Here is a 22,402-nt window from a genome sequence, read left to right as displayed (position 1 = left end):
GGTCCCCCGTCCGAGCGGGGAGCGGGCGTACCCGCCGGGCCTCACTCCGCGTGCGACAGCAGGGCGGCGAGGCGCGGGAGTTGCGCCGGATCCTCGAGCGCCGAGCCGACCGCGGCGACGCGCACACCGGCATCCAGGAACTCCTGCGCGTTGCCCGCGTCCAGGCCTCCGGTCGCGACGAAGCGCACATCGGGGAACGGGCCTCGGATCACGCGGAACCACGCCGGGCCGAGCCACGACGCCGGGAAGGCCTTGAGCCAGCGCAGCCCGAGCGCCACCGCGCGCTGCACCTCGCTGGGCGTCGCCACGCCGGGCAGGATCGGGATGCCGTGCGCCCGCGCCGCGGCGACCACCTCCGGATCGAGCCCCGGCGACACGAGGTACGCCGCTCCGGCCGCGACGGCCACGGGCACCTGCGCCGGATCGATGATCGTCCCGGCGCAGACGGGGAGCCCGCGCTCGGCGCCGGCGGCGCAGACGGCGCGCAGGGCCTCTTCGTCGGCGGGAGTCTGCAGGGGCACCTCGACGGAGCGGATGCCGAGATCCCACGCCGTGGTCGCGAGAGCGAGCGAGCGCTCGCGACCCATGCCGCGCAGGATCGCCATGAGCGGGGCGTCGGCGAGGGTGCGGTCGAAGAAGGCGGCGGTGTCGTCGGGAGGGGTCAATGCGGGTGTCCTGTCGGGGTGCACGGAAGCGGAGGGGCGAGACGCGGGGCGGGCGTCGCTCCCACGGGGGACGGGGTGCGAGGCTGCGCCGCGATCGCCGGAGTCGTGCAGCGAGTCACCGTAGGTGCGCAGCGTCAGGGCTGCCCGCTCGTGCCCCGCCGCGAGGCGAGCGGCAGCGTCGAGTCCGCGGGCCCGGGCGGCGAGATAGCCCCCGGCGAAGGCGTCGCCGGCGCCGACGGCGTCGAGCACCTCCACGCGCAGGGCGGGGACGAACGCGCGTTCGGCTCCCGCGAACACCGTCGCCCCGACGTCGCCGTCCTTCACCACGAGCTCGGGAACGTCGGGGAACAGGGCGCGGACGTCGGTGTCCCGGGGCGTCTTCCACAGCGTCTCGGCCTCGTCGCGGCCGACGAAGACGACGTCGGCGCGGGCCACGAGGTCGGCGAGCACCGGAGCGGCCTCGGCGGCCGACCACAGGGCGGCACGGTGGTTCACGTCGAAGCTCACCGTCACCCCGAGCGATCGCGCCAGCGCCATGGCCGCGACGAGGAACCCGCGCGCCGAGGGCGACAGGGCCGCGGTGATCCCCGACACGTGCAGCACGGCGACATCGTCGAGTGCCAGGGTCTCGGTATCCTTCTCCCCGAGGGCGGATGCCGCGGAGCCGCGGCGGTAGTAGCGCACACCGCGGCCGGGGTCCTTGACGTACAGGCCGGTCGGGCGCTCGGCGTCGCGCACGACTCCCGACACGTCGATCCCCCGGCCGGCGACCTGGCGCAGCACGCGGTCGCCCAGCGCGTCGGCGCCGAGGCGGCTGACCCAGCGTGCCGCCATTCCGCCGGCGGCGGCGTGCGCGGCCACGTTGGACTCGGCGCCGCCCGCGTCGAGGAGGAAGTCCCCGGCATCCACCACTCCCCCGCCGTCGGCGGGTGCGAGCATCGCCATCGTCTCGCCGACGGCGAGGAGCACCGGCGAGGCGGTGGGCTGGGCAACGCCGCGCGGACCCTCGGCAGGCGAGGCGAGCGAGTCCCCTCCCGGCGTCACGGCCGACATCAGCGCAGGTCGGTGATGGGGGCGGCATCCATGTCGTCGAAGGCCTGGTTCTCGCCCGCCATCGCCCACACGAACGAGTAGGCCGCCGTGCCGACCCCGGAGTGCAGCGACCAGCTCGGCGAGATGACGGCCTGACGGTCGCCGACGATGAGGTGCCGGGTCTCGTCGCGCTCGCCCATGAGGTGCACGACGCGAGCATCCTCGGGCACGTCGAAGTACAGGTAGCACTCGGTGCGGCGGTCGTGCGTGTGCGCGGGCATGGTGTTCCACATCGAGCCCGGGTGCAGTTGCGTCACCCCCATGACGATCTGGCAGCTCTTCACGCCGTTCTCGTGGATGTACTGATTCAGCGTGCGGCGGTTGCTCGTGAGCTGGTCGCCGAGCTCGCGCACCGTCCCCTCACCCGGCGAGACCAGGGCGGCGGGATAGGCCGTGTGGGCGGGTGCGGAGAAGAGGTAGAACTGAGCGCCGGCGCCCTCCGCGTCGGCGAACACCACGTCGCGGATGCCGCGCCCGAGGTACAGGCACGCGCCGGTGACGAGCTCGTACACCTCGCCGTCGGCGGTCACGGTGCCGGGTCCCCCGACGTTGACGATGCCCACCTCGCGGTGCTCGAGGAAGTACTCGCTGCGGATCTCGGGGCACCCGGTGAGCGGCAGGTCGCGGCCCGCGGGGACCGCACCGCCCAGCACGATGCGGTCGTGGTGCGTGTAGGTCAGGCGCACCTCGCCCGCGACGAAGACGTCGTCGATGAGGAAGCGGTCGCGCAGAGCGGCGGTGTCCATGCCGGGGATCTGCTCGGGGTGGGTCGCGTAGCGCTGGGGGATCGAGGCGGTCATGCGGTTCTCCTGGGGTCGAGCCCGCGGCGGGCCGGGGCGAGGGTCGAGGGTGGGGTCGGTGATCCGCCGGGGCCGGGGCGGGTCGCGGGGTGCGGAGTGCGGAGTGCGGGGCGGGTCGCGGGGTTCGGGGCGGGTCGCGGGACCGAGGCGATGGCGGGTCAGCTCACCGCACGAGCCACCCGCCGTCGACCGGGATCACGGCCCCGGTGACGTAGGCGGCGGCATCGGATGCCAGGAACACGAACGCTCCCTGCAGGTCGCCGGGGGTGCCCCACCGCCCGGCCGGGATACGGGCGAGGATCGAGGCCTCGCGGTCCGCGTCGGCGCGGATGGGCGCGGTGTTGTCGGTGGCCATGTAGCCCGGGGCGACGGCGTTCACGGTGACGCCCGAGGCCGCCCACTCGTTGGCGAGGGCCTTGGTCAGCCCCGCCACGGCGTGCTTCGACGCCGCATAGCCGGGGACGAGGATGCCGCCCTGGAACGACAGCATCGAGGCGACGTTGACGATGCGCCCCCACCCCTGCGCGATCATGCGGCGACCGGCCGCCTGCGAGAGGTGGAACACGGCGTCGAGGTTGACCGCGAGGACGTCGTCCCAGTCCTGGGCGGGGTGCTCGGCGGCCGGGGCGCGCCGGATGGTGCCGGCGTTGTTGACGAGGATGTCGATACGCCCGAGCGCCTCGGCGGCCTCGTCGATCGCGGCGGCCAGCTCGTCGCGCGAGGCCGAGACGAAGTCGCGGTGGATCGTGTGCACGCGCCGGCCGAGTCCGCGGGCGAGCTCGGCCGTGTGCTCCGCGTCGCCGCGGTCGATGAGCACGAGGTCGGCGCCGGCCTCGGCGAGCGCGAGAGCCGCGCCCTGGCCGAGACCGCGGCTGGACCCGGTGACGACGGCGACGCGGCCGTCGAGGCGGAAGGTGTCGAGGATCATGCGGGGGCTCCCGGGGGTGCGATGAAGGTGGTGGTCAGCTCGCCGATGCCGGCGACGCGTACGGTCACCGCGTCGCCGGGGGCGAGCGGGCGGTGCGCGTCCTGGGCGGTCGCGAGCTTCTGCGGCGTGCCGGTGGAGATGACGTCACCGGGCTCGAGCGTGATCACCTGGCTGAGGTAGTGCACGACGAAGGCGACCGAGAAGATCGTCGTCGCGGTGGACTGCGACACGGTGATCTCGCCGTCGCGCACCACCTCGACGAGCAGGTCCTGCGGGTCGATCTCGTCGGCGGTCACCAGCCAGGGGCCGAGCGGCGCGAACCCGTCGAAGCACTTCCCCAGCGCCCACTGGCTCTGCCGGCGCTGCCATGAGCGATCCGACACGTCGTTGAGCAGCGTGTACCCCGCCACGTACGACAGCGCGTCCTCGAGGGTCACGTCGTGGGCGCGCCGCCCGATGACGACCGCGATCTCCCCCTCGTAGTCGACGTCGTCGGCCACCGCGGGCACAACGACGGGATCGTTCGGGCCACCGAACGTATTGGGGGTCTTCACGAACACGTCGGGCGTCGCAGGGTCGTCGGCGGTCGGGTCGACGCCGTCGGGCACGTGCCCGCGGTAGTTGTAGCCGAGGCAGAGCATCGTGCGCGGCTCCACCGGGGCACGCAGCGCCGCGGTCTGGAGCGGCGGCAGGGTTGCGGCATCCGTCCTCTCCACGAGATCCCGGATGCCATCGAGCTCGGCGAACAATTCGGGAAGGGGGCGGGGGCCGAGGTCGAGCATGCGATCGCCCGCAGGCCCCGCCAGCACCGCGACCGACCGATCGCCGACGCGGGCGAGCCTCACCACGCGGGCCGCCAGTCGGGCCGCGCCGCGCGGGCGAGGGCCTCGAAGTAGAAGTAGTCGCCCCAAAGCGTGCCTTCGTCGACGCCGACGTTCTTCGGGAGGTCGTAGACGCTGTGCAGCAGCACGGTGTCGGCGTCGGCCGCGGTCGCCGGCGTGTAGTGGGCGATGAGCGAGGCCAGGATCCGGTCGGCCGCGGCGCGCCAGCGCTCGGCGCCCTCGGGGTCGACCTCCGCGAGCTCGTACAGCCCGCAGACCGCGATCGCGCCCGCCGAGCTGTCGCGCGGGGCGTCGGCGCCGTCGTTGTAGACGAGGTCCCAGTACGGCACGTCGTCGGAGGGCAGGTGCGCGAGGAAGTACTCGGCGCAGATGCGGGACGCCTCGAGCAGCGCCGTCTCCCCCGTCGCGCGGTGGTTCATCGCGAAGCCGTAGATGCCCCACGCCTGCCCGCGCGCCCAGCACGAGTCGTCGAAGGCGCCCTGCTCGGTCGCTCCGCGCAGGGGTTCCCCGGTCTCGGCATCCCAGTAGAAGGTGTGAAAGGTCGAGCCGTCGGGCCGCAGGATCTGGCGACGCAGCTCGACCGTGTGGCGGGCGACCACCTCGCGGTACCGGTCGTCCCCGGTCTGCTCGGCCGCCCAGGTGAGCAGGGGCATGTTCATGAGGCTGTCGATGATCGTGCGCCCGCGCTGCGCGGGGTCGGCGAGATCGCCCCACGCCTGGATGATCCCCGCCGACGGCAGGTAGCGGGTCATCAGGTGGTCGGCCGCGGCGAGCGCGCTCGCGCGGGCGTCCTCGTCACCGAGCAGTCGCGCGGGGGCGACGCACGACAGCGTGTAGAGGAACCCGAGGTCGTGGGTGTCGAGGTCCTCGCCCACCCGCACGCGGCGACCGAAGTCCGCGGCGTGGGCGAGGGCGGCATCCCGATACACGTCGTCACCGGTGAGCTCGAACGCGATCCACTGCATGCCGGGCCAGAAGCTCGTCGTCCAGCCGCGGTTGGCGCCCTCGGCGAAGCCGGGAACCGCCGGCCGCAGCGCGTAGCGGTTGTCGCGGGTGGTGTCGTCGGGGTAGCGCGTGCCGAAGGCGTCGATGTTGGCGCGGATCGTGGCGAGCACCTGCGCGATCGCGCGGTCGGTTTCGACGCGTACGGGCTCGACGCGGGCGGTGCCCGCGCCGGTGGTGGGGGGCGAGGTCGTCATGCGGGAGAAATCCTTCGGATCAGACGGCGGCGACGGTGGCGTCGGCCGGAAGCACGGGGCGGAGGGCGTAGCGGGCGTTCGCCCAGACCAGGTACAGGGCGGGCGCGGCGGTGAGGCCGAGCGCCAGCGCGGGAGAGGTCACGAACAGCGCCGCCTGACCGGCGAGGACGAGCAGGCTCACCGCGCTCAGGTACCAGCGGCGGACGGCCAGCGCGGCCGCCGTCGACAGCAGCACCCGCAGCGGAGTGCCCGGCGCCTCGGCCAGGGCGGTGAGCGCCACCGGGGCGGTCGCCAGGGCGAGCAGCGCGAGGGTGGCGCACAGCGGCACGACGAGGACGGACCAGGATGCCGCCGACACGGCGCGCACGTCGACGAGCACGATCGCGAGCACGACGGCCACGATCGCCCCCACGCCGAGGGCCTTCCCCGCGGTGCGGCGCCAGCCGGCCCAGAAGGCGCGCACGACCCGTCCCTCCCCGAGCCCGTGCGCGCGGAAGGCCGTCAGGGCCCCGACGAGCGCGGGTCCGCAGAGGGGCGTCGCGATCAGCAGCAGCGGCCACGACGCGGCGGGGTCGGTCGTCAGCAGCAGGAACACCAGCGGTGCGCAGCCGACGATCAGCATCACGTTGACCATCAGCCCCAGGTAGACCGTGGAGAAGATGCTCGCGTACGTGTCGTGGGAGATGCGGCGCACGGCTCAGCCCTTCATTCCGCTGGTGGCGATGCCCTCGACGAAGTACTTCTGTCCGAGGAGGAACACGACCGCGATCGGGACGACCGACATCGTGAGTCCGGCGAACAGCAGCGCGTAGTTGGCGTCGTAGAGCGTGCTCACGAAGCTCTGCAGCCCCAGCTGGATGGTCCAGAGGTCGGGGTTGCGCAGATAGATGAGCGGGCCGAGGTAGTCGTTCCACGTGCTGACGAACGTCAGCATCGTCAGGCTCGCGATCGCGGGGACCGAGAGCGGGAGCATGATGCGCGCCCAGATGCCGTACTCGCTCAGCCCGTCGAGGCGCGCGGCCTCGGACAGGTCCTCGGGGATGGTGTCGTAGTACTGCTTCATCAGGAACACCCCGAACGCGCCGAAGGCCTGGATGAGGATGATCGCCCAGAGGGTGTTCGACACCTTGAGATTCGACAGCAGGATGAACTGCGGGATCATGTACGACTGCCACGGCACGGCGATCGTGCCGATGTACACGAGGAACAGCACGTCGCGACCGGGGAAGCGCATGCGCGAGAAGCCGTACGCGGCGAACGAGCCGGTGAGCACCTGCAGGAACGTCACGACGACCGCGAGAACGAGGGTGTTGCGGATCCAGGTGAGCATCCCGGACTGCGTCCAGATGTCGATGTAGTTGCTCCACACCCACGTCTCGGGAAGCCACTTCACGGGGGCGCTGAAGACGTCGTTGGGCGTCTTGAGCGAGCTCATGATCATCCAAAAGAACGGCAGCAGCAACGCCGCGGCGGCGAGGATCATCACGGCGTAGCCGATGATCCGGCCCACGCGCCGGGCGGGGTGGGCACCGGCGACCGGACGACGGCGCGGCGGCTTCGCGCCCGCGGTGACGAGCGTGCGGGTCGCGTCGGGAACGAGGAGATCGGTCATCAGGCGTCTCGCTTCTTGTTGAGGAAGAACTGCACGAGCGTCACGACGATGCACAGGAGGAACAGGACGATGGATGCCGCGGACGCGTACCCGAACTGGTTCTCCTGGAAGCCCTTCTGGTAGATGAACTGCGACAGCACGAGCGTCGACTGACCGGGACCGCCCTGGGTCATCACGAGGATGAGGTCGAAGATCTTGAAGGAGTTGATCGTGAGCATCACCGTCACGAAGAACGTCGTCGGCCGCAGGCACGGCAGCGTGACGTTGACGAAGCGCTGCCACACGTTCGCCCCGTCGACGCGGGCGGCCTCGTGGAGTTCACGCGGCACGGTCTGCAGCCCCGCGAGGAAGAGGATCATGTAGTAACCCATGTCGCGCCAGGTGCTGATGATCACGACGGCGGGCATCGCCCACTCCGACGAGGTGAGCCACCCGGGCGGGTTCTGCAGGCCGAAGAAGCGCAGGATCTCGTTGATCGGGCCGTACTCGGGGCTGAAGAGCAGGTTCCACACCACGGCGATCGCGACGATCGAGGTGATGTAGGGGAAGAACGCGGCGGTGCGGAAGAACGCGACCCCGCGCAGCTTGTTGTTGAGCAGGAGCGCGAGCCCCAGCGCGACGACCATCGTCAGCGGGATGTGCAGGGCCGCGTAGTAGAGCGTGTTCAGCAGGGCGATGCGGAAGCTGCCGTCGCCGAGCAGGCGCTGGAAGTTCGCGAGGCCCACGAACGCCGACGAGCCGAACACGTTCCAGTTCGCCATCGACATGTAGAAGAGCGTGACGACGGGCACGAGCGTCAGCGCCGCGAAGCCCAGGAAGTTGGGGAGGATGAAGCTCCACCCGATGAGGGTGCTGCGCAGCGTCAGGCGCGACCGGCGGCGCGCGGGGCGCGGCCCGCGGTCTCGCCCGGTCTTCGGCGCCTTCGGGCGCGTGTCGGCGATGGTCGCCATGGGGTCTCCAGATCGTGAGGGGATCTCAGGGGCGGTCGGCCCGGGACGCTGCCCGGGCCGACCGGTGAGGGGGCGTCAGCCGACGCCGACCTCGCTCTTGACGCGGTCTTCGGCGGTCTTGATCGCGTCGTCGATCGACGTCGACCCCGACATGACGGCCGTGTGCAGGTCGAGCAGGATGTTCTGCACGGCCGCGGTCTTCGCCGAGGTGGGGTTCTCCGGCTTGGTCTCGTGCGTCGACCAGGCGAACGACGACAGCTCGTCGGTGGGCGCGCCCTTGACGGCGAAGTACGTCTTCGCGACGGCGTCGCTCGTGAGCGCCGGCGTGATGCCGAGGCCGGCGAGCACCTGCGCGCCCTCTTCACCCGAGGCGAAGGCGAGGAACTTCTTCGCGGCGGCGAGCTTGGTGGCATCCGCCGCCTTGTTGATCGCGAAGCCGGTCGGGTCGCCGAAGGTCACCGGGGTCTTCGAGGTGCCGGTCGTCGAGGAGTCGTACTGCGGGATCGGCGCGAAGCCCCACGGGAAGGCGTCGGCCTCGCCCTTGGCCTGCTGGGCGATGAGGGTCGCGACGTACCAGGTGCCCATCGGCATCATGGCCGCCTGCTGCTTGCCGAACTCGGCCTGGTAGGTGAGCTTGTTGGCGGTGACGGTGTTGTACTCGACCTGGGCACCCGCGTCCTGGAGCGCGAGGGCACGCTCGTAGTACGGCTTCAGGTAGCCGTAGTCGCCGTCGAGGATGTTCACGTCGGGGGTCTGCGCGTTCGCGAAGCCCTGCACGGTCGACTGCCAGCTGTGCTCGTAGGTGCCGAGGGCGGCGGAGCCGGCGGCGCCGAGCTTGGTCGTCAGCTGCTCGGCGGCCTTCTCGTAGTCGTCCCAGGTCCACGACCCGTCGGGCTCGGCGACGCCGGCCTTTGTGAAGAGGTCCTTGTTGTAGAAGAGCACCCAGGAGTCCTGGCGGTAGGGCACAGCCCAGGTCGACCCGTCGACCTGGTAGGCGTCCGCGCCGCCGATGCCGTCGGGAAGGGTCACGTCCGACACGTCGGCGAGCTGGCCGCCGGCCTGGTACGTGATGAAGGTCTTGAGGTTCTTCTGCGTGATGATGTCGGGACCGGTGCCCGCGGCCAGGTCGGCCGTCATGAGGGTGTCGTAGTTGGCGGAGTCGTACTCCTTGACCTCGATCGTGACGTCGGGGTTCTCCTCGTGGAACTTGTCGGCGAGGGCCTGGAACTCGGGCGTGGTGCTGAGGCTCCACCCCGACATCGACAGCGTGACCGGACCGCTCTGGGCGGGGGCCTCGGACGATCCGCCGCTGCAGGCGGTCAGCGACAGGGCGGCGACGATGCCCACCCCGGTCGCGACGACGATCTTGCGCTTCATGCGTGCTGCTCCTTTGCGATTGCGTGCGGGACACCGGTGCGGGCCCGTGAATGCCGGTGCGCCCATCGAGAGGCTCCGGAGTCTGTGAGGGGGGTGCGCGTCGACCGACCGTCGGGCCAGGTGACGACGGCGACGGGCTCGTCGCCCTCGATCTCGAGCGAGGCCGGGATGTCGTCGGCGGTCTCGGCGCCGGTCAGCGTCACGAGCGCCGCGAACGGCACGCCGACCTCCGCGTCCCACGTGAGCACCGGGACGGCCGCGGTCTCGCCCAGCGGGCTCGCGCCGCGGCGGACCACGACGCTCGAGATCGCCTCGGGACGAAGGGCCCGGATGCCGGACACCCGGCCGTCGAGGCGCACCTCGGCGCTCCCCGTGTCGGTGCCGTGCTGCGGCTCGTCGCCGGCGAGGGGCCAGCCACCCACGCGCAGGCGCAGCCCCTCGAGGTCGACGCCGACGGCGAGGTCATCGATCGAGGTGAGACGCACCTCCCACGGGCCGCGGACGAGCGAGCGCACCGTGACCCGCGCGAGGTGGCGCGTCGTGCCGGCGAGGCCCGCGCCGTGGCGGTGGGTCGTGGGAGAGACGTCGACGGTGTGCACGTCCGAGGTCGAGGACGCGATCCCGACGCCGTCGACGACCTGGGCGCCTAAGGGCGTCAGGGCCGTGCGATGGGTTGCGCGGCCGCTCGCGTCGACGAGGGCCACCGCCTGTTCGAGCGGATCGGTCCAGGCCAGGTCGTCGAGGAGAGGAGCGGTCGCCGTGGAGTAGCCGATGCGCGCGTACAGGGGCGAATCGGCCGTGTGGGCACCCGGGCGGGCCTTGTCGGTGCCGTGGTTGACGACACGGACGATCCCGTCGGTACGGGTGCCCGAGACGATCCATCCGGCGGCGGCGATGGCGCGCAGGTCGTCGGCCTCGGTGATCGGGAGGGGCTCGTCGGGCGCGCTCCACACGGGGTGATCGGCGGGGAGGGCGATCCCCATCAGCCCCTTGACGGCCCAGTAGGGCGAGCCGGGGCCGGAGTACGACTGGGCGAGCGCGCGCCACTCGCCGTGCCATCCGAGGGTGAGGATGCCGTCGGCATCCGGGGCGCCGCGGGTGACGAAGTGGTCGACGACCGCGCCCGCGGCGCGCCGCAGGCGGCCCGCTCCGGTCGAGGGGACTCCGGCGATGATCCCCGCCCAGAACGGGGCCGCGGCGGCGAAGCGGTAGATGAGGCTCCGGCCCTGCAGGAGCGGCGAGCCGTCCGCGCCGATGAGTCGCACGGCGTCCTCGAGGAAGCGGTCGAGCCGAGCGACGTCACCCGCGGTGCGGTGATCGACGAGGTCGGCGGCACCCGTCATGCGGGGCCAGAGCACGGGATAGACGTGCAGGGCCCAGCCCACGTAGTGGTCGAAGGCGCGCTCCTCCCCGTCCGACAACCACCCGTCGGCACGGACGAACGAGTCGTGCCGCGCGAGGTCGGCGGCGATGTCGTCGGGCGACCAGGGACCCCCGACGGAGCGCAGGAACGTCTCGACGACGATGCGGAACCACACCCAGTTGGTCTGCGGGTAGGTCTCGTCCCCCACGACCGGGGCGAGGTAGGCGATGACCCTCTCGCGGGTCCGCGCGTCGAGCGTGTCCCAGATCCACTCCCGGGTGAGATCCAGGGCGAGGGCGAGGGAGGCCGCTTCGACCTTGGCCTGCGCGTGCTCGTCCATGCGGACCCAGCGGTCCGTGGCATCCGGATCCACGCCGGTGCGCACGCCCTCGGCGAAGAACGCGATGAGCTCGTCCACTCCCTGACCGCGCGCTCCGGCGATGCGGAAGCCCGCGAGCAGGAAGACCCGCGCGAAGCCCTCGAGGCCGTCGACCGCCGCACCGTAGCCGCCCTCGGCCCCGGGGAACACGATGCGTCCCCGGCCCGGGGTGGCGTACCGCTGCGCCGCCGCGAGGAGCGCGTCGGCGACGGCGAGCCAGTCGCTGCGCTGTCCGCCGGCGAGGCGGGGAAGGGCGGAAGTCGCCACGGATTCTCCTTCGAAGACCGTCGTCACACCCGAACCGAACGGGTGAACGATGGCGAGCGTAGCAATCAAAAAACAACACCACAACATCTTTTCTGAATCATCGTGATCGTTTATGATCGTTTCAGGCGGGAGAAGCCCGCTCAAAGGAGACCGATGTCGTTCCCCACCGCGCCCTTCCGTGGGCCGCTCGCCGCGCAGCTCGGACACGTCGTCATCCGCCGTTCCGGCGACGATGCGCTGCCCGTCGCCCCGGCGTCCGACCGCACGGTCTGGGACCCACACTCCGGGTCCGCAGACCGCCTCGGGCTCGACGACATCGTCGCCCGCGCCGTGGCCGAGCGATCGACGCCCTGGCCCCACCCCCGCGCGAGCGACGCCGCCCGCGTCCATCGCGACGGCGACCGCACCGCGTGGGAGGACGCGGCCTTCGAGCGGCAGCGCCGGCTGAGCCGCGCGGCCATCGCCGCCGCCACCACGCTCGACGACGCGTGGATCGACGAGGTCGTGGATGGCATCGTGCTGCTGTGCGAGCAGAGCTCGTGGTGCTGGCCCGCCCACGACGACACCCGTCGCGTGCACGGTGCGGTCCTCGCGACCGTGACCGATCCCTACGTCGACCTCGGCGCGGGAGAGACCGTCGCGCAGCTCGCCTGGATCGACCACCTCCTCGGAGCGCAGCTCGACACGCGGGCTCCCGGCGTTCGCGACCGCATCCGGTACGAAGCGCGAGTGCGCGTCTTCGAACCGTTCCAGCGACGGCGCGACTGGCACTGGATCGGTCTCGACGGCGACGTGCACAACTGGAACCCCTGGATCCACGGCAACGTCATCGTCGCCGCGCTGCGCCTGCTCGACGCTGCCGGCGATGCCGCCGAGCGCGACCGCGTCATCGCCCTCGCGATCGAGGGCCTCGACCGCTACGTCGCCGTGCTCCCCGCCGACGGCGCGATCGACGAGGGCTACGCCTACTGGTGGAACGGCGCGGCGCGCGCCCTCGAGGTGCTCGACATCCTCGCCCACGCGACCGACGGCGCGGCCGATGCCACCGCCGTGACGTCCCTGCGCGAGACCGTCGCGTTCCCCCACCGATCGCACCTGGGCGGCGACTGGTTCGTCAACCACGCGGACGGCCAGGCGAAGCCCCCCGCCGACCAGCCCTGGCACGCTCTGCACCGCGCCGCCCGCCGGCACGGCGACACCGCTGCCGCCGCGTTCGCCGCGTCGCACCGCGACCGGGGCGCGCCCGCGGCCACCGAGCGCGAGGGCCTCGGCCGACTGCTGCGCGGCCTCACCGATCCCGCCTGGGTCACGGCATCCCCCGCTCCCCCTCCCCTGCCGCGCGACGTCTGGCTGGCCTCGACCGAGGTGTTCCTCGCGCGCGAGAGCGCCGGGTCGAGCGACGGCCTCACCCTCGTCGCCAAGGGCGGCCATAACGGCGAGCATCACAACCACAACGACGTCGGATCGTTCCTCGTCGCGGTGGACGGCGTCCCCGTGATCGTCGACGCCGGACGTCCGACCTACACCGCGGCCACGTTCGGGCCCGACCGGTACGCGATCTGGACGATGCAGAGCGCGTGGCACAACGTCCCCGTGGTGCGGGGCACCGCCCAGCCGGAGGGGACGGATGCCGCCGCCCGCGGCGCCGCGGTCGAGATCGCCGACCACGGCTCGGCGTTCACCGTCGAGCTCGCGGGCGCGTACCCGGATGCGGGGCTCTCGACCTGGCGCCGGCGAGCGCGGCTCGATCGTGCGGCCGCGCGCGTGGAGGTCGACGACTCCTGGAGCTTCGCGGACGGCATCCCGACCGGAGAGGACACGCGACTGCACCTCCTCGTCGCGGGCGACGTGACCCTCGAGAGCGGCGGCGCGCGCGTGATCCCGCGAGACGGGGCGCGCCCGGTGCGCGTGCGCTGGCCGAGCGACATCGCCGCGGCGGTCGAGGTGCGCGATCTCGACGATCCGATGCTCACCGAGGTGTGGGGGGAGCGTCTGACGCGCCTCGCCCTGCCCTTGGCATCCCGCACTCAGCTCCAGGTCACGGTAGAACTGGACTCACCGATCGAGGATCACGAATGACCGACACCACCCCGCATCAGCCCTTGGCCGCGGAGCGCCGCGCGCACATCCTGAGCGCGCTGCACAGCGACGGCGCCGTGCGCATCTCGCAGCTCACCGAAGACCTGGGCGTCGCGACGGTGACCCTGCGCCGCGACCTCGCCCAGCTCGAGAAAGAGGGGGTGCTGCGCCGCGTCCACGGCGGAGCCGTCGCGGGAGAGAACACCCCGCCGCGCCCCGAACCCCGCGCCGACGAGACGCCGGCGGGATCGATCGCCGTCCTCGTCCCCTCCCTCGCCTACTACTGGCCGGGCGTCGTGCGCGGGATGGAGACGGCCGGGCGTCGCCTCGGCTACAAGATGCTCCTGCGCGGCGCCTCCTACGAGCTGCAGGACGAGCGACCGGTCCTCGATCGCCTCGTCGCGACCGGCGACGTACGGGGACTCATCGTCGCCCCCAACACCGACACCGCCCACGCCGCCGACGTGATGAGCTGGCTGGCCGACTGCCCCGTGCCGAGCGTGCTCGTCGAGCGCGACGCGGTGCCCGGGGCCGGCGGCATCCCGATGGAGTCGGTCACGACCGACCACGCCCTCGGCGCGCTGCTGGCCGCGCGGCACCTCGCCACGCTCGGCCACCGCAAGGTGGGGCTGATCCTCTCGCGGCACTCGCCGACCTCGCGCAAGATCGCGGCGGGATGGCAGACCGCGTGCGAGGAGCTCGCGTTGACCCCCGCCGACCACTTCGAGCAGACGCTCCCCGACCGCGCGAGTCCCGACTTCTCGGACGTCGTGAACGCCACTCTCGACTCGGCCCTCGCCACCGGGGTGACGGCGCTGCTGGTGCACTCGGACCCCGAGGCCATGGCCTTCGTCGACCTCGCGCTGACCCGGGGCATCTCGGTGCCCGACGACCTGTCGATCATCGCGTACGACGACGAGGTGGCCCAGCTCTTCACGCCCGCTCTCACCGCGGTCAGCCCGCCGCGCGCGAGCGTGGGCGAGGCGGCCGTCGAATTGCTGGCCCGGCGCATCGCCGAGCCCGACCGTCCCGTCCACCGCGTGCAGCTGAGCCCGCGGCTGAACGTCCGCGCCTCGACGGCGGCCCCGCGGTCATGACGTCTCCTTCGTCGCACGACTTCTCGCCGTGGACGTTCTGGGACGAGGCCTCGCCCGAGGACCGGGATCGACAGCGCGCCCACCTCGCCGCGCTCAGCCGGGAGCACCCGGATTGGGACCTCGGCGATCGCGTGTTCGTGTCGGAGCATGCGGGGGTCGACCCCGACCAGGTCGCGATCGGCGACCGCTCGTACGTCGCCCTCGGCGCCTACGTCACGGGCACGGTCCGCATCGGTGCGGACTGCTCGATCAACCCCTACACGGTCGTGCGCGGCGACGTGCAGCTCGGCGACGCGGTCCGCGTCGGTGCCCACACCTCGATCATCGGCTTCAACCACTCGTTCGAACCGGGCACCCCGGTGTTCCGCCAGCCCCTGACCTCGCGCGGCGTGCGCATCGGGGACGACGTCTGGATCGGCTCGCACGTCGTCGTGCTCGACGGTGTCTCGGTCGGCGATCACGCGGTGCTCGCCGCGGGAGCCGTGGTGACGAAGGACGTCCCGAGCGGCGCGATCGTCGGAGGCAACCCCGCGCGCCATCTGCGGTGGCGCGTCGCTCCCCCGGGTTCTCGCGATCCGCGCCGCGACGAGCTCGCGCGGTTCGCCGACCGCGCCCGTGACGATCTGGCATCCGTCCTCTCCCGCACCGCCGTCGAGGGCGGCTTCCGCGACCGCCCGGGCGCGGCGCCGTCGCTGCGCGGTCTCGGTGACGCGGTCGAACTCGCCGACCTGCTCCTCGGCACACCTCCCTCGGGCGCGGGGCGCGCCGAGTGGATCGCCGTGCTGTCGTCGGCGCAGCGTCCCGCCACGGGTCTGACGACCGACGCGGCGTCACTGTGGGACGACCCCGACGCCGCGTACGGCGTCCTCAGCGCCGGCTACGCCCTCGACCTCCTCGGCGGGCGCTTCCCCCACGCCCTCATCGATGTCGTCGACGCCGACGTTCCCGGTCTCGTCGCGCACCTCGAGGCCCTGCCCTGGGCCACCGACCCCTGGAGGGCGGGGCATCACGTCGACGCGTTCGGCACCGCGCTCCTGTGGAGTGGACGACGGACGGATGCCATCCCCCCGGGCCTCACCGAGGCACTGTTCGGCTGGCTCGCGCTGCGCGCCGACCCGCGCACGGGGATGTGGGGCGAGCCCGGCCCCGGCGGCGATTCGCGCCTCCTGGTCAACGGCTTCTACCGCGCGGCACGGGGCACCGTGGCGCAGTTCGGCCTCGACGTCGCGCATCCGCTCGCCGTGATCGACACCGTGCTCCGTCACGCGCGCGACGACCGGTGGATGCAGCCCGGCCGACGCGACGCGTGCACCGTCCTCGACATCGTGCAGCCCCTGTGGCTCACGCGGTCGAGCGGGTACCGCACCGACGAGATCCGCGTCCTCGCCGCCGACCTGCTGCGTCACGCGCTGAGCGGCTGGCGGGCGGGAGCGGGCATGGCCTTCCGTCTCGACAGCGACGACCCGGGCCTGCAGGGCACCGAGATGTGGCTCGCGATCGTCTGGTACCTCGCGGACCTGCTCGAGTGCTCCGACGCTCTGGGCTACCGCCCGCGCGGCGTGCACCGCCCCGAGCCCGGGCCGCGCTGAGCCCTCGACCCGCCAAGGCGGGTACCGCCCGCGCACCGGAGTGAACCCTCGACCCGCGAGGGGGTGCGGCCCGCCGCGGCGGGCCGCACCCGATCTCACGCGCGCGACCGACGGCGCCGCACCAGCAGCGTCCCCGCACCGAGCGCGAGCAGCAGCAGCGCCGCGCCGACCGTGACGGCCGTTCCCGTGGTGTCCTGACCCGTGGATGCCAGGTCGTCACGCCCGTGGTGCTGACCGGGGTCGGAGTCTCCTCCGGACGGCGGGCCGGGCGTGCCGGGCTCCCCCGGCTCCCCCGGCTGCCCGGGCTCGGACGGTTCGCCCGGCGCCGCCAACGTCACCGCGACCGTGTAGGTGCGCACCGACCCATCGGCGGCCGTGACCTGAACGGTGCCCGTGCCCGCGGCATCCTGGGGCTGGGTGATCTGCACGACGGCGTCCTCGTCGACCGCGAGGGCGAACAGCTGCGGCAGCGTGTCACCCTCGACCGTCACGGCGTACGCCGTGGTCGCGGCGTCGAAGCCCGCGACCGGGTCGTCCCCCACCGTCAGTCGCGCGAGGTCGGCGACCCCCGACGGTCCCGCCGCGTCGGCGAGGATCTCGACCTCCGACACGATCATGTGCTGGTCCTCGCGGGCCGTCAGCACGACCCGCACCTCGTCGGCCCGGGCACCGTCGACCGGCACCTCGACCCGCGGAGCTCCCTGCTCGGGCACGGGAACCGCGACCGGCTCGCCCTCGACCCACGCGCCGTCACCCGAACGGTGATCCACGCGCAGGGTGTCGGCCCAGCTGGGCCCGCCGTCGCGGTAGAACTGCACGGCGACGCCGCGCACGGTCTCCTCCGCGGCGAGCGCGTAGCTGAGCGTGTCGGACGGGTTCTTGGCATCCGATCGCCAGTTCGACCAGCCCTTGTCGGTGGTGTCGCCGTTGATCGTGCGTTCGACGCCGTAACCGCCCTCCGTGTAGGTCGCCGAGGGCGTGCTCTCGGGAGCGACGTTGCGCTCGACCGCGGCGGTCACGATGACCGTGAGCCGCGCGTCGAGACCGTCCTCCGTCGTGCCCGCGACCTCGACGGTGCCGGGCGCCGCGAACGCGGCGGCCTCCACGCCCGTCCAGTCCCACGTGACGGGCACCGCGTAGCCGGACCCCGACGGGCGCAGCTCGGCGAGCACCGTGTCGTCGGCCTGAGCCTGCACGGCGGCGAGAGCACTCCCGGCGACCACGGTCACCGAACGCGGACGGGTCGCCGTGAACGCGCCCACCTCGACCTCGGCACGCGCCTCGACGGAGGCCCCGAAGACGTCCGCCGCCGTTCCGGGAACCGTGACGGTCCCCGCGGTGCCGAAGTCGAGCCCCTCGGTGTTCCAGGTGACGGGAGCCGAGCGGCCCACGTTGCCCGCGTAGCGGACGGTCACGGTCTCGGGCAGCTCGGGAGCCGTCCCCACGGGCGTCGCGGCCGAGACCGGGTCGCTTCCCACGGCGGTCGTGCTCACGAGTCGCCAGGTCTGGTTGCCCGCGCCGTTGGAGGTCCACAGCCCCACGGCCGTCCCGGCATCGCTGCTCGCGCCGTCGACGTCGAGAACCCGCTCCGCCGCGACGTTGAGCACCGAGTAGGTGGTGCCGTCGAGGGTCGAGCCCATCCACTGCGTCGCGGGGTCGGCCGCGGCCGTCGCGGCGTCGGTGTCGATCAGCGCCGTGGCGCCGTCGCGCGAGCCGAGGAACGCCCCGTCGCCGTTCTCCAGCGTGAAGCGGTGGCGGTTGGTCCCGGCACCGTCGATCGTCCGCACGGTCCAGCCCTGGGCACGAGCGGCCTCGGGCGTGGTGGCATCCGTCTCGATCGTGAGGTCGTCGTCGCCGTGGAGGGCGAGTCCGCTCTGCACCCCGACGAGCTGCACGGTCTGGCCGTCGCGGAAGGCGGGCGCGTCGTCGGCGACACCCGAGACGCCGTCGACCTCGAACGTCACGACCGACTTCGCGGGGATCGTGAGCCGGGCGATTCCGGATGCCGCATCCACGGCGACCGCGTCACCGGCGCGCAACGCGTTCACGGTCGGCTCCTCGGCGGTGGACTGCGTCGTCACGATCGGGGTGACCGTGGCGCCCGGCGCGATCTCGCCGAAGCGGCTGAGGTCGAGGTCGACGACCTGCTCGGCGTCGTCGGCGTTGACGTGCACGATCGACGCTCCCTGGCCGTCGGCGTCGATCGCCGCGGTGGAATTCGTGTCGTCCGTCGCCATGAGCCGATCGCCCGGCTGGATGTAGTGCGTGAAGTTGCGCACGGTGTTGAACTTCTCGTTCGTCAGCACCTGGCAGCTCGGGTCGGCGTCGCCGTCGGCGATGCGACGCTCCGAGAGCCCCTCGGCGTTGCAGTCGAAGTCGATGAAGACGCTGCCCCAGTTGAGCTTCTCGACCTTCTCCATGTTGTAGAGGTCTTCGACCGGCTGCCAGAACACCCACGCCTCGGGCTCGAGCTCGCGCAGGTCGCCCACGATGTGGGAGGCCATGCCGAGACCGTTCTCGATGTCGTTCGTGACGAAGCCGCGGCTCGTGTCGGTCCAGTTGCCCTCGACCTCGCTCATCCACAGCGGCTTGTCCGATGCCTTGGCGATATCGCGCACGACCGGACGCCCGCCCGTGCCGTACGTGTGCACGTTGAGCTGGTCGACGGCGTCCTTCGATGCGTCCGACCAGGTGTCCCAGTTGCGCGCGAAGATGCCCGGGTTCGTCTCGTCCATCGCCGAGATCACGGCATCCGTCGTCGTTCCGTCGCGCCCGAGCCGATCCGCGAGCGCCTGGATCATCTCGTCCTGCCGCTCCGGCCCGATGTGAGCGCCCTCCTGACGACCGCCCGTGGGCCAGGTCGCCCCCTCGGGAATCTGCGTCTGCCAGTAGTTCGTGTTGGGCTCGTTGAAGGGATCGATCGTGTCGAACCGGATGCCATAGGCCTTCTCGAGCTCGTCGACGACGGTCACCAGGTACCCGGCGAACTTGTCCATGTCGGCCGAGCGGAGCTGCTCGCTGGTGGCGTCGTTGATGCCGCCGGAGACGAAGCCGCTGTCGGTGAGGAAGTAGGGCGGGGAGTTGCTGAAAGCCTCCCAGTGCGTGACCTTGTCCTTCAAGGCGTCGAGCCACCAGCGCTGGGCGGAGTCGGCGTCGAAGTCGTAGTGCGTCGGGTCATCGGGGTTCCACGCGTCGCGGTAGCGGTCGCGGTCGGCGTAGGTCGAGGTGATCTCGCCCTCGGCATCCGTCGCCGGAAGGTCCGGGTTCCAGAACCCGGGCACCGCGCCGCCCGCGCGCAGGTACGGCGGCACGTCGGTCGCGTTTCCGCCGCCGACGTTGTAGCGCGCGATGTTGAGGTTCAGCCCCTCGTCGCCGAACAAGGCGTCGAAGAGTTTCTGCCGCACGTCCGCGGGGTAGTTGCCGGTGGCGTTGGCGAACCACACCAGGCTCGTACCCCACCCCTCGAAAGCCTCGGTGGCCGAGGCGGGATTGGGGGTGATGCGCACGGCCGACGGGTCGTCGGCCGCTCTCGCCGGCGGCGGCGCGGCGGCCGCTCCGGCGGTCAGGGCACCGGCGACCAGAGCCGCGGCGCACGTGAAAGAAAGGACTCGAGACGTCATCGTCGTTTCCGTTTCCGGCCGCGTCGGTGCGGCCTGTGGGGGGATGTTGACGTCAACATGTTGACGTCAACAGCGAGCCTAAGCCGAGCCGCGGGTCGCGCGCAACGGTTCCGCCGCGTGACGGGCGGGAGCGAGGCACCGCGTGGCGGGCGGGAGCGAGGCACCGCGTGGCGGGCGGGAGCGAGGCACCGTGCGACGGGCGGAGGGAGGCACCGCGTGACGGGCGGAGGGTCAGGGACGGAGGGAGGACGAATCCGCCCCGCAGGGCCTCCACCCGCCACAGACCCTCCGCTCACCACGACCACCGGCGCGCACGGCGCCCGGGGCAGCGCCTCCCGGAAGGACGGCGCCCGGGGCAGCGCCTCCCGGAAGCACAGCGTCGGGAGCAGCGCCTCCCGGACGGAGGAGCTCACGAACGGAGGGCGAGAGGCAGCCCCGCGGCGGACGCGGCGTACAGCCTCAGCCGCGCGGGCCGGAGCTCGCGCGCACCACGAGCGACGTCGGGACGAGAGTGCGCGCGTGCTCGCCGCCGGTGCCCTCGATGTCGGCGATCAGGGCGCTCATCGCCTCTTCGCCGACGCGCTCGAAGCGCTGGCGGACGGTCGTGAGGGGCGGCCAGAAGTTCGACGACTCCGGCATGTCATCGAAGCCGACGACGCTCACGTCGCCGGGCACCGCACGCCCGGCCTCGTGCAGCGCCCGGATCACGCCGAGCGCCATCTGGTCGTTGGCGGCGAAGACCGCCGTGACCTGGGCGTCCTGCGCGAGGTCCACCCCGATGGCGTGCCCCGACTCGGCCGTCCAGTCACCGATCTGCACCTCGGGCACGCGGCATCCGCGGTCCTCCAGGGCCGCTCGCCACGCCGCGCTCCGGCGTTCCGCGGCGAACGACTCGCGCGGACCCGACACGTGCCACACCGTCTCGTGCCCGAGGTCCAGCAGGTGCTCGGTCGCCAGCCGCGCGCCCTGCGCCTGGTCGTTGTCGACCACGGCGTAGGGGTAGTCCGCGCTCGAGTCGACCACCACGACGGGGAGTCCGGTGGGCAGCGACAGCTCGTTCTCGCCCAGGCGGTGCGTCTCGATGAGGATCACGATGCCGTCGACCGCGTGCTCGCGCAGGCGTAGGAACGCGCCGGAGACATCGGACTGCGAGGCGGACTGCACGGTGATGAGGGTGATCGAGTATCCGGATGCCGCGGCGATCGACGCCAGGGCATCGAGGGTGCGCGTGTTTCCGTACGAGCTCAGCGAGAACATGATCACGCCGATGCTGCGGAAGCGCCCCGAACGCAGAGCGCGCGCGGCGCTGTTCGGGCGGTACCCGAGCGAGGCCATCGCGTCGAGGACCCGCTGACGCGTGTCGGGGTCGACATTGGTCCGGCCGTTGGCCACGCGTGACACCGTTTGGCCCGAGACACCGGCAGCCGCGGCGACGTCAGCCATCGACACTTCCCGCCGGCGCCCGCGCACCCAGCTCGCGGTCGACGTCGTCGTCGTCTCGCCCATGCCTACCCCCTGGAATGTTGACGTTGACACACTAGCGCGACAGAGTTATGTTTACGTCAACATCTCGGCCACCCGGACCGGATGCGCACCAACGAAGAGGCTCTGGACGATGACGACCACCGCGGCACCCCCGCCTGCTCTGCGCCCCCCGCGACGCAAACGCCGTTCCCGGATCGACGATCGCGGCTGGCTGTTCGTCGCCCCGTTCGCCCTGGTCTTCGCGCTGGTGTTCCTCGCACCACTGGCCTACTCGGTCTACCTCAGCCTGTTCCGCGACCAGCTCATCGGCGGCAACGCCTTCGTCGGCTTCGCCAACTACATCACCGCGTTCGGCGACGAGAAGTTCTGGGACGGCTTCGGCCGCGTCGGGATCTTCCTCGTCGTGCAGGTGCCGATCATGCTGATCCTCGCCCTCGCGGCCGCCCTCGCGATCGACAGCGCCCGTCTGCACGCGGCGGGCTTCTACCGGATCGTGATCTTCCTGCCGTACGCGGTGCCCGCCGTCGTGGCCGTGCTCATGTGGGGCTACATCTACGGCGACCAGTTCGGCCTGACCCGCAACCTCAACGACCTGCTGGGCGGACAGTTCGTCCAGCCCTTCCTGCCCGAATGGATGCTGCTGTCGATCGGCAACATCGTCACGTGGCAGTTCGTCGGCTACAACATGCTGATCTTCTACTCGTCGCTCAAGACCATTCCCGGCGAGCTGTACGAGGCGGCATCCATTGACGGAGCCGGCGCGTGGCGCACGATCTTCTCGATCAAGATCCCCGCCGTCCGGGGAGCCGTGGTGATCGCCACGATCTTCTCGATCATCGGCAGCTTCCAGCTCTTCAACGAGCCGAACATCCTCAAGCCGCTGGCTCCGAACGTCATCTCGACGTTCTTCACGCCGAACATGTACGCGTACAACCTCTCGTTCGCCGGCCAGCAGTACAACTACGCGGCTACGATCGCCATCATCATGGGCGTCATCACCGCCGTCATCGCCTATGTCGTGCAGCTGCGCGGCTCTCGTCAGGAGGCGCGATGACCAC

General features: G+C 72.0%; 16 protein-coding genes. 4 read left to right on the top strand and 12 right to left on the bottom strand.

What is annotated here, in order from left to right:
* Nucleotides 1-41: 41 nt before the first annotated feature.
* The 10 genes from MTES_RS19885 to MTES_RS10220 form a co-directional block, all read right to left on the bottom strand.
* Entirely contained in the window at nucleotides 42-1,718 is a 1,677-nt protein-coding gene (locus MTES_RS19885) for a PfkB family carbohydrate kinase (RefSeq protein ID WP_013585187.1), read from the bottom strand.
* On the bottom strand, nucleotides 1,718-2,557 hold the full coding sequence (gene kduI / locus MTES_RS10260) for a 5-dehydro-4-deoxy-D-glucuronate isomerase (RefSeq protein WP_013585186.1): 840 nt from the start codon (nucleotides 2,555-2,557) through the stop codon (nucleotides 1,718-1,720). Before kduI ends, MTES_RS19885 begins: the two co-directional genes overlap by 1 nt.
* 163 nt (nucleotides 2,558-2,720) lie before the next feature.
* Entirely contained in the window at nucleotides 2,721-3,485 is a 765-nt protein-coding gene (gene kduD / locus MTES_RS10255; protein WP_013585185.1) for a 2-dehydro-3-deoxy-D-gluconate 5-dehydrogenase KduD, read from the bottom strand.
* Entirely contained in the window at nucleotides 3,482-4,333 is an 852-nt protein-coding gene (locus MTES_RS10250; protein ID WP_013585184.1) for a fumarylacetoacetate hydrolase family protein, read from the bottom strand. The genes kduD and MTES_RS10250 overlap by 4 nt, the downstream gene beginning before the upstream one ends.
* Entirely contained in the window at nucleotides 4,327-5,526 is a 1,200-nt protein-coding gene (locus MTES_RS10245; RefSeq protein ID WP_013585183.1) for a glycoside hydrolase family 88 protein, read from the bottom strand. Before MTES_RS10245 ends, MTES_RS10250 begins: the two co-directional genes overlap by 7 nt.
* 19 nt (nucleotides 5,527-5,545) lie before the next feature.
* Nucleotides 5,546-6,220 (bottom strand): hypothetical protein, encoded by a 675-nt coding sequence (locus MTES_RS10240; protein ID WP_013585182.1) that lies wholly within the window; start codon nucleotides 6,218-6,220, stop codon nucleotides 5,546-5,548.
* Between the two features lie 3 nt (nucleotides 6,221-6,223).
* Complete coding sequence (locus MTES_RS10235; RefSeq protein WP_013585181.1) at nucleotides 6,224-7,138, bottom strand: carbohydrate ABC transporter permease; 915 nt, start codon at nucleotides 7,136-7,138, stop codon at nucleotides 6,224-6,226.
* Entirely contained in the window at nucleotides 7,138-8,088 is a 951-nt protein-coding gene (locus MTES_RS10230; protein ID WP_013585180.1) for a carbohydrate ABC transporter permease, read from the bottom strand. The genes MTES_RS10235 and MTES_RS10230 overlap by 1 nt, the downstream gene beginning before the upstream one ends.
* Before the next feature lie 75 nt (nucleotides 8,089-8,163).
* A complete protein-coding gene (locus tag MTES_RS10225) occupies nucleotides 8,164-9,465 on the bottom strand; it encodes an ABC transporter substrate-binding protein (RefSeq protein WP_013585179.1) in 1,302 nt (433 codons plus the stop codon).
* Nucleotides 9,462-11,474 (bottom strand): DUF2264 domain-containing protein, encoded by a 2,013-nt coding sequence (locus tag MTES_RS10220; RefSeq protein ID WP_013585178.1) that lies wholly within the window; start codon nucleotides 11,472-11,474, stop codon nucleotides 9,462-9,464. Before MTES_RS10220 ends, MTES_RS10225 begins: the two co-directional genes overlap by 4 nt.
* Nucleotides 11,475-11,627: 153 nt before the next feature.
* Here MTES_RS10220 and MTES_RS10215 point away from each other — a divergent pair, with 153 nt between their 5' ends.
* The 3 genes from MTES_RS10215 to MTES_RS19990 are packed head-to-tail and all read left to right on the top strand — an operon-like array spanning nucleotide 11,628 to nucleotide 16,239.
* Nucleotides 11,628-13,553, top strand: coding sequence for a heparinase II/III domain-containing protein (locus MTES_RS10215; RefSeq protein ID WP_013585177.1), 1,926 nt, complete (start codon nucleotides 11,628-11,630; stop codon nucleotides 13,551-13,553).
* The gene (locus MTES_RS10210; RefSeq protein WP_013585176.1) at nucleotides 13,550-14,650 is read left to right on the top strand and encodes a substrate-binding domain-containing protein; all 1,101 of its coding nucleotides are present in this window, start codon (nucleotides 13,550-13,552) and stop codon (nucleotides 14,648-14,650) included. Before MTES_RS10215 ends, MTES_RS10210 begins: the two co-directional genes overlap by 4 nt.
* Nucleotides 14,647-16,239: an acyltransferase gene (locus tag MTES_RS19990; protein ID WP_013585175.1), complete on the top strand. Its 1,593-nt coding sequence runs from the start codon at nucleotides 14,647-14,649 to the stop codon at nucleotides 16,237-16,239. The genes MTES_RS10210 and MTES_RS19990 overlap by 4 nt, the downstream gene beginning before the upstream one ends.
* A gap of 95 nt (nucleotides 16,240-16,334) precedes the next feature.
* Here the strand turns inward: MTES_RS19990 and MTES_RS18865 are convergent, their stop codons facing one another.
* Nucleotides 16,335-19,859 (bottom strand): glycoside hydrolase, encoded by a 3,525-nt coding sequence (locus tag MTES_RS18865; RefSeq protein ID WP_013585174.1) that lies wholly within the window; start codon nucleotides 19,857-19,859, stop codon nucleotides 16,335-16,337.
* A gap of 459 nt (nucleotides 19,860-20,318) precedes the next feature.
* The gene (locus MTES_RS10195; protein ID WP_013585173.1) at nucleotides 20,319-21,302 is read right to left on the bottom strand and encodes a LacI family DNA-binding transcriptional regulator; all 984 of its coding nucleotides are present in this window, start codon (nucleotides 21,300-21,302) and stop codon (nucleotides 20,319-20,321) included.
* Between the two features lie 172 nt (nucleotides 21,303-21,474).
* On the opposite strand from MTES_RS10195, the gene MTES_RS10190 reads away from it, so the two are divergent.
* A complete protein-coding gene (locus MTES_RS10190) occupies nucleotides 21,475-22,398 on the top strand; it encodes a carbohydrate ABC transporter permease (protein WP_013585172.1) in 924 nt (307 codons plus the stop codon).
* Nucleotides 22,399-22,402 lie beyond the last annotated feature (4 nt).

The organism is Microbacterium testaceum StLB037 (assembly GCF_000202635.1).
GTDB classification, from domain to species: domain Bacteria; phylum Actinomycetota; class Actinomycetes; order Actinomycetales; family Microbacteriaceae; genus Microbacterium; species Microbacterium testaceum_F.
This window is presented reverse-complemented; position numbering and strand designations above follow the sequence as displayed.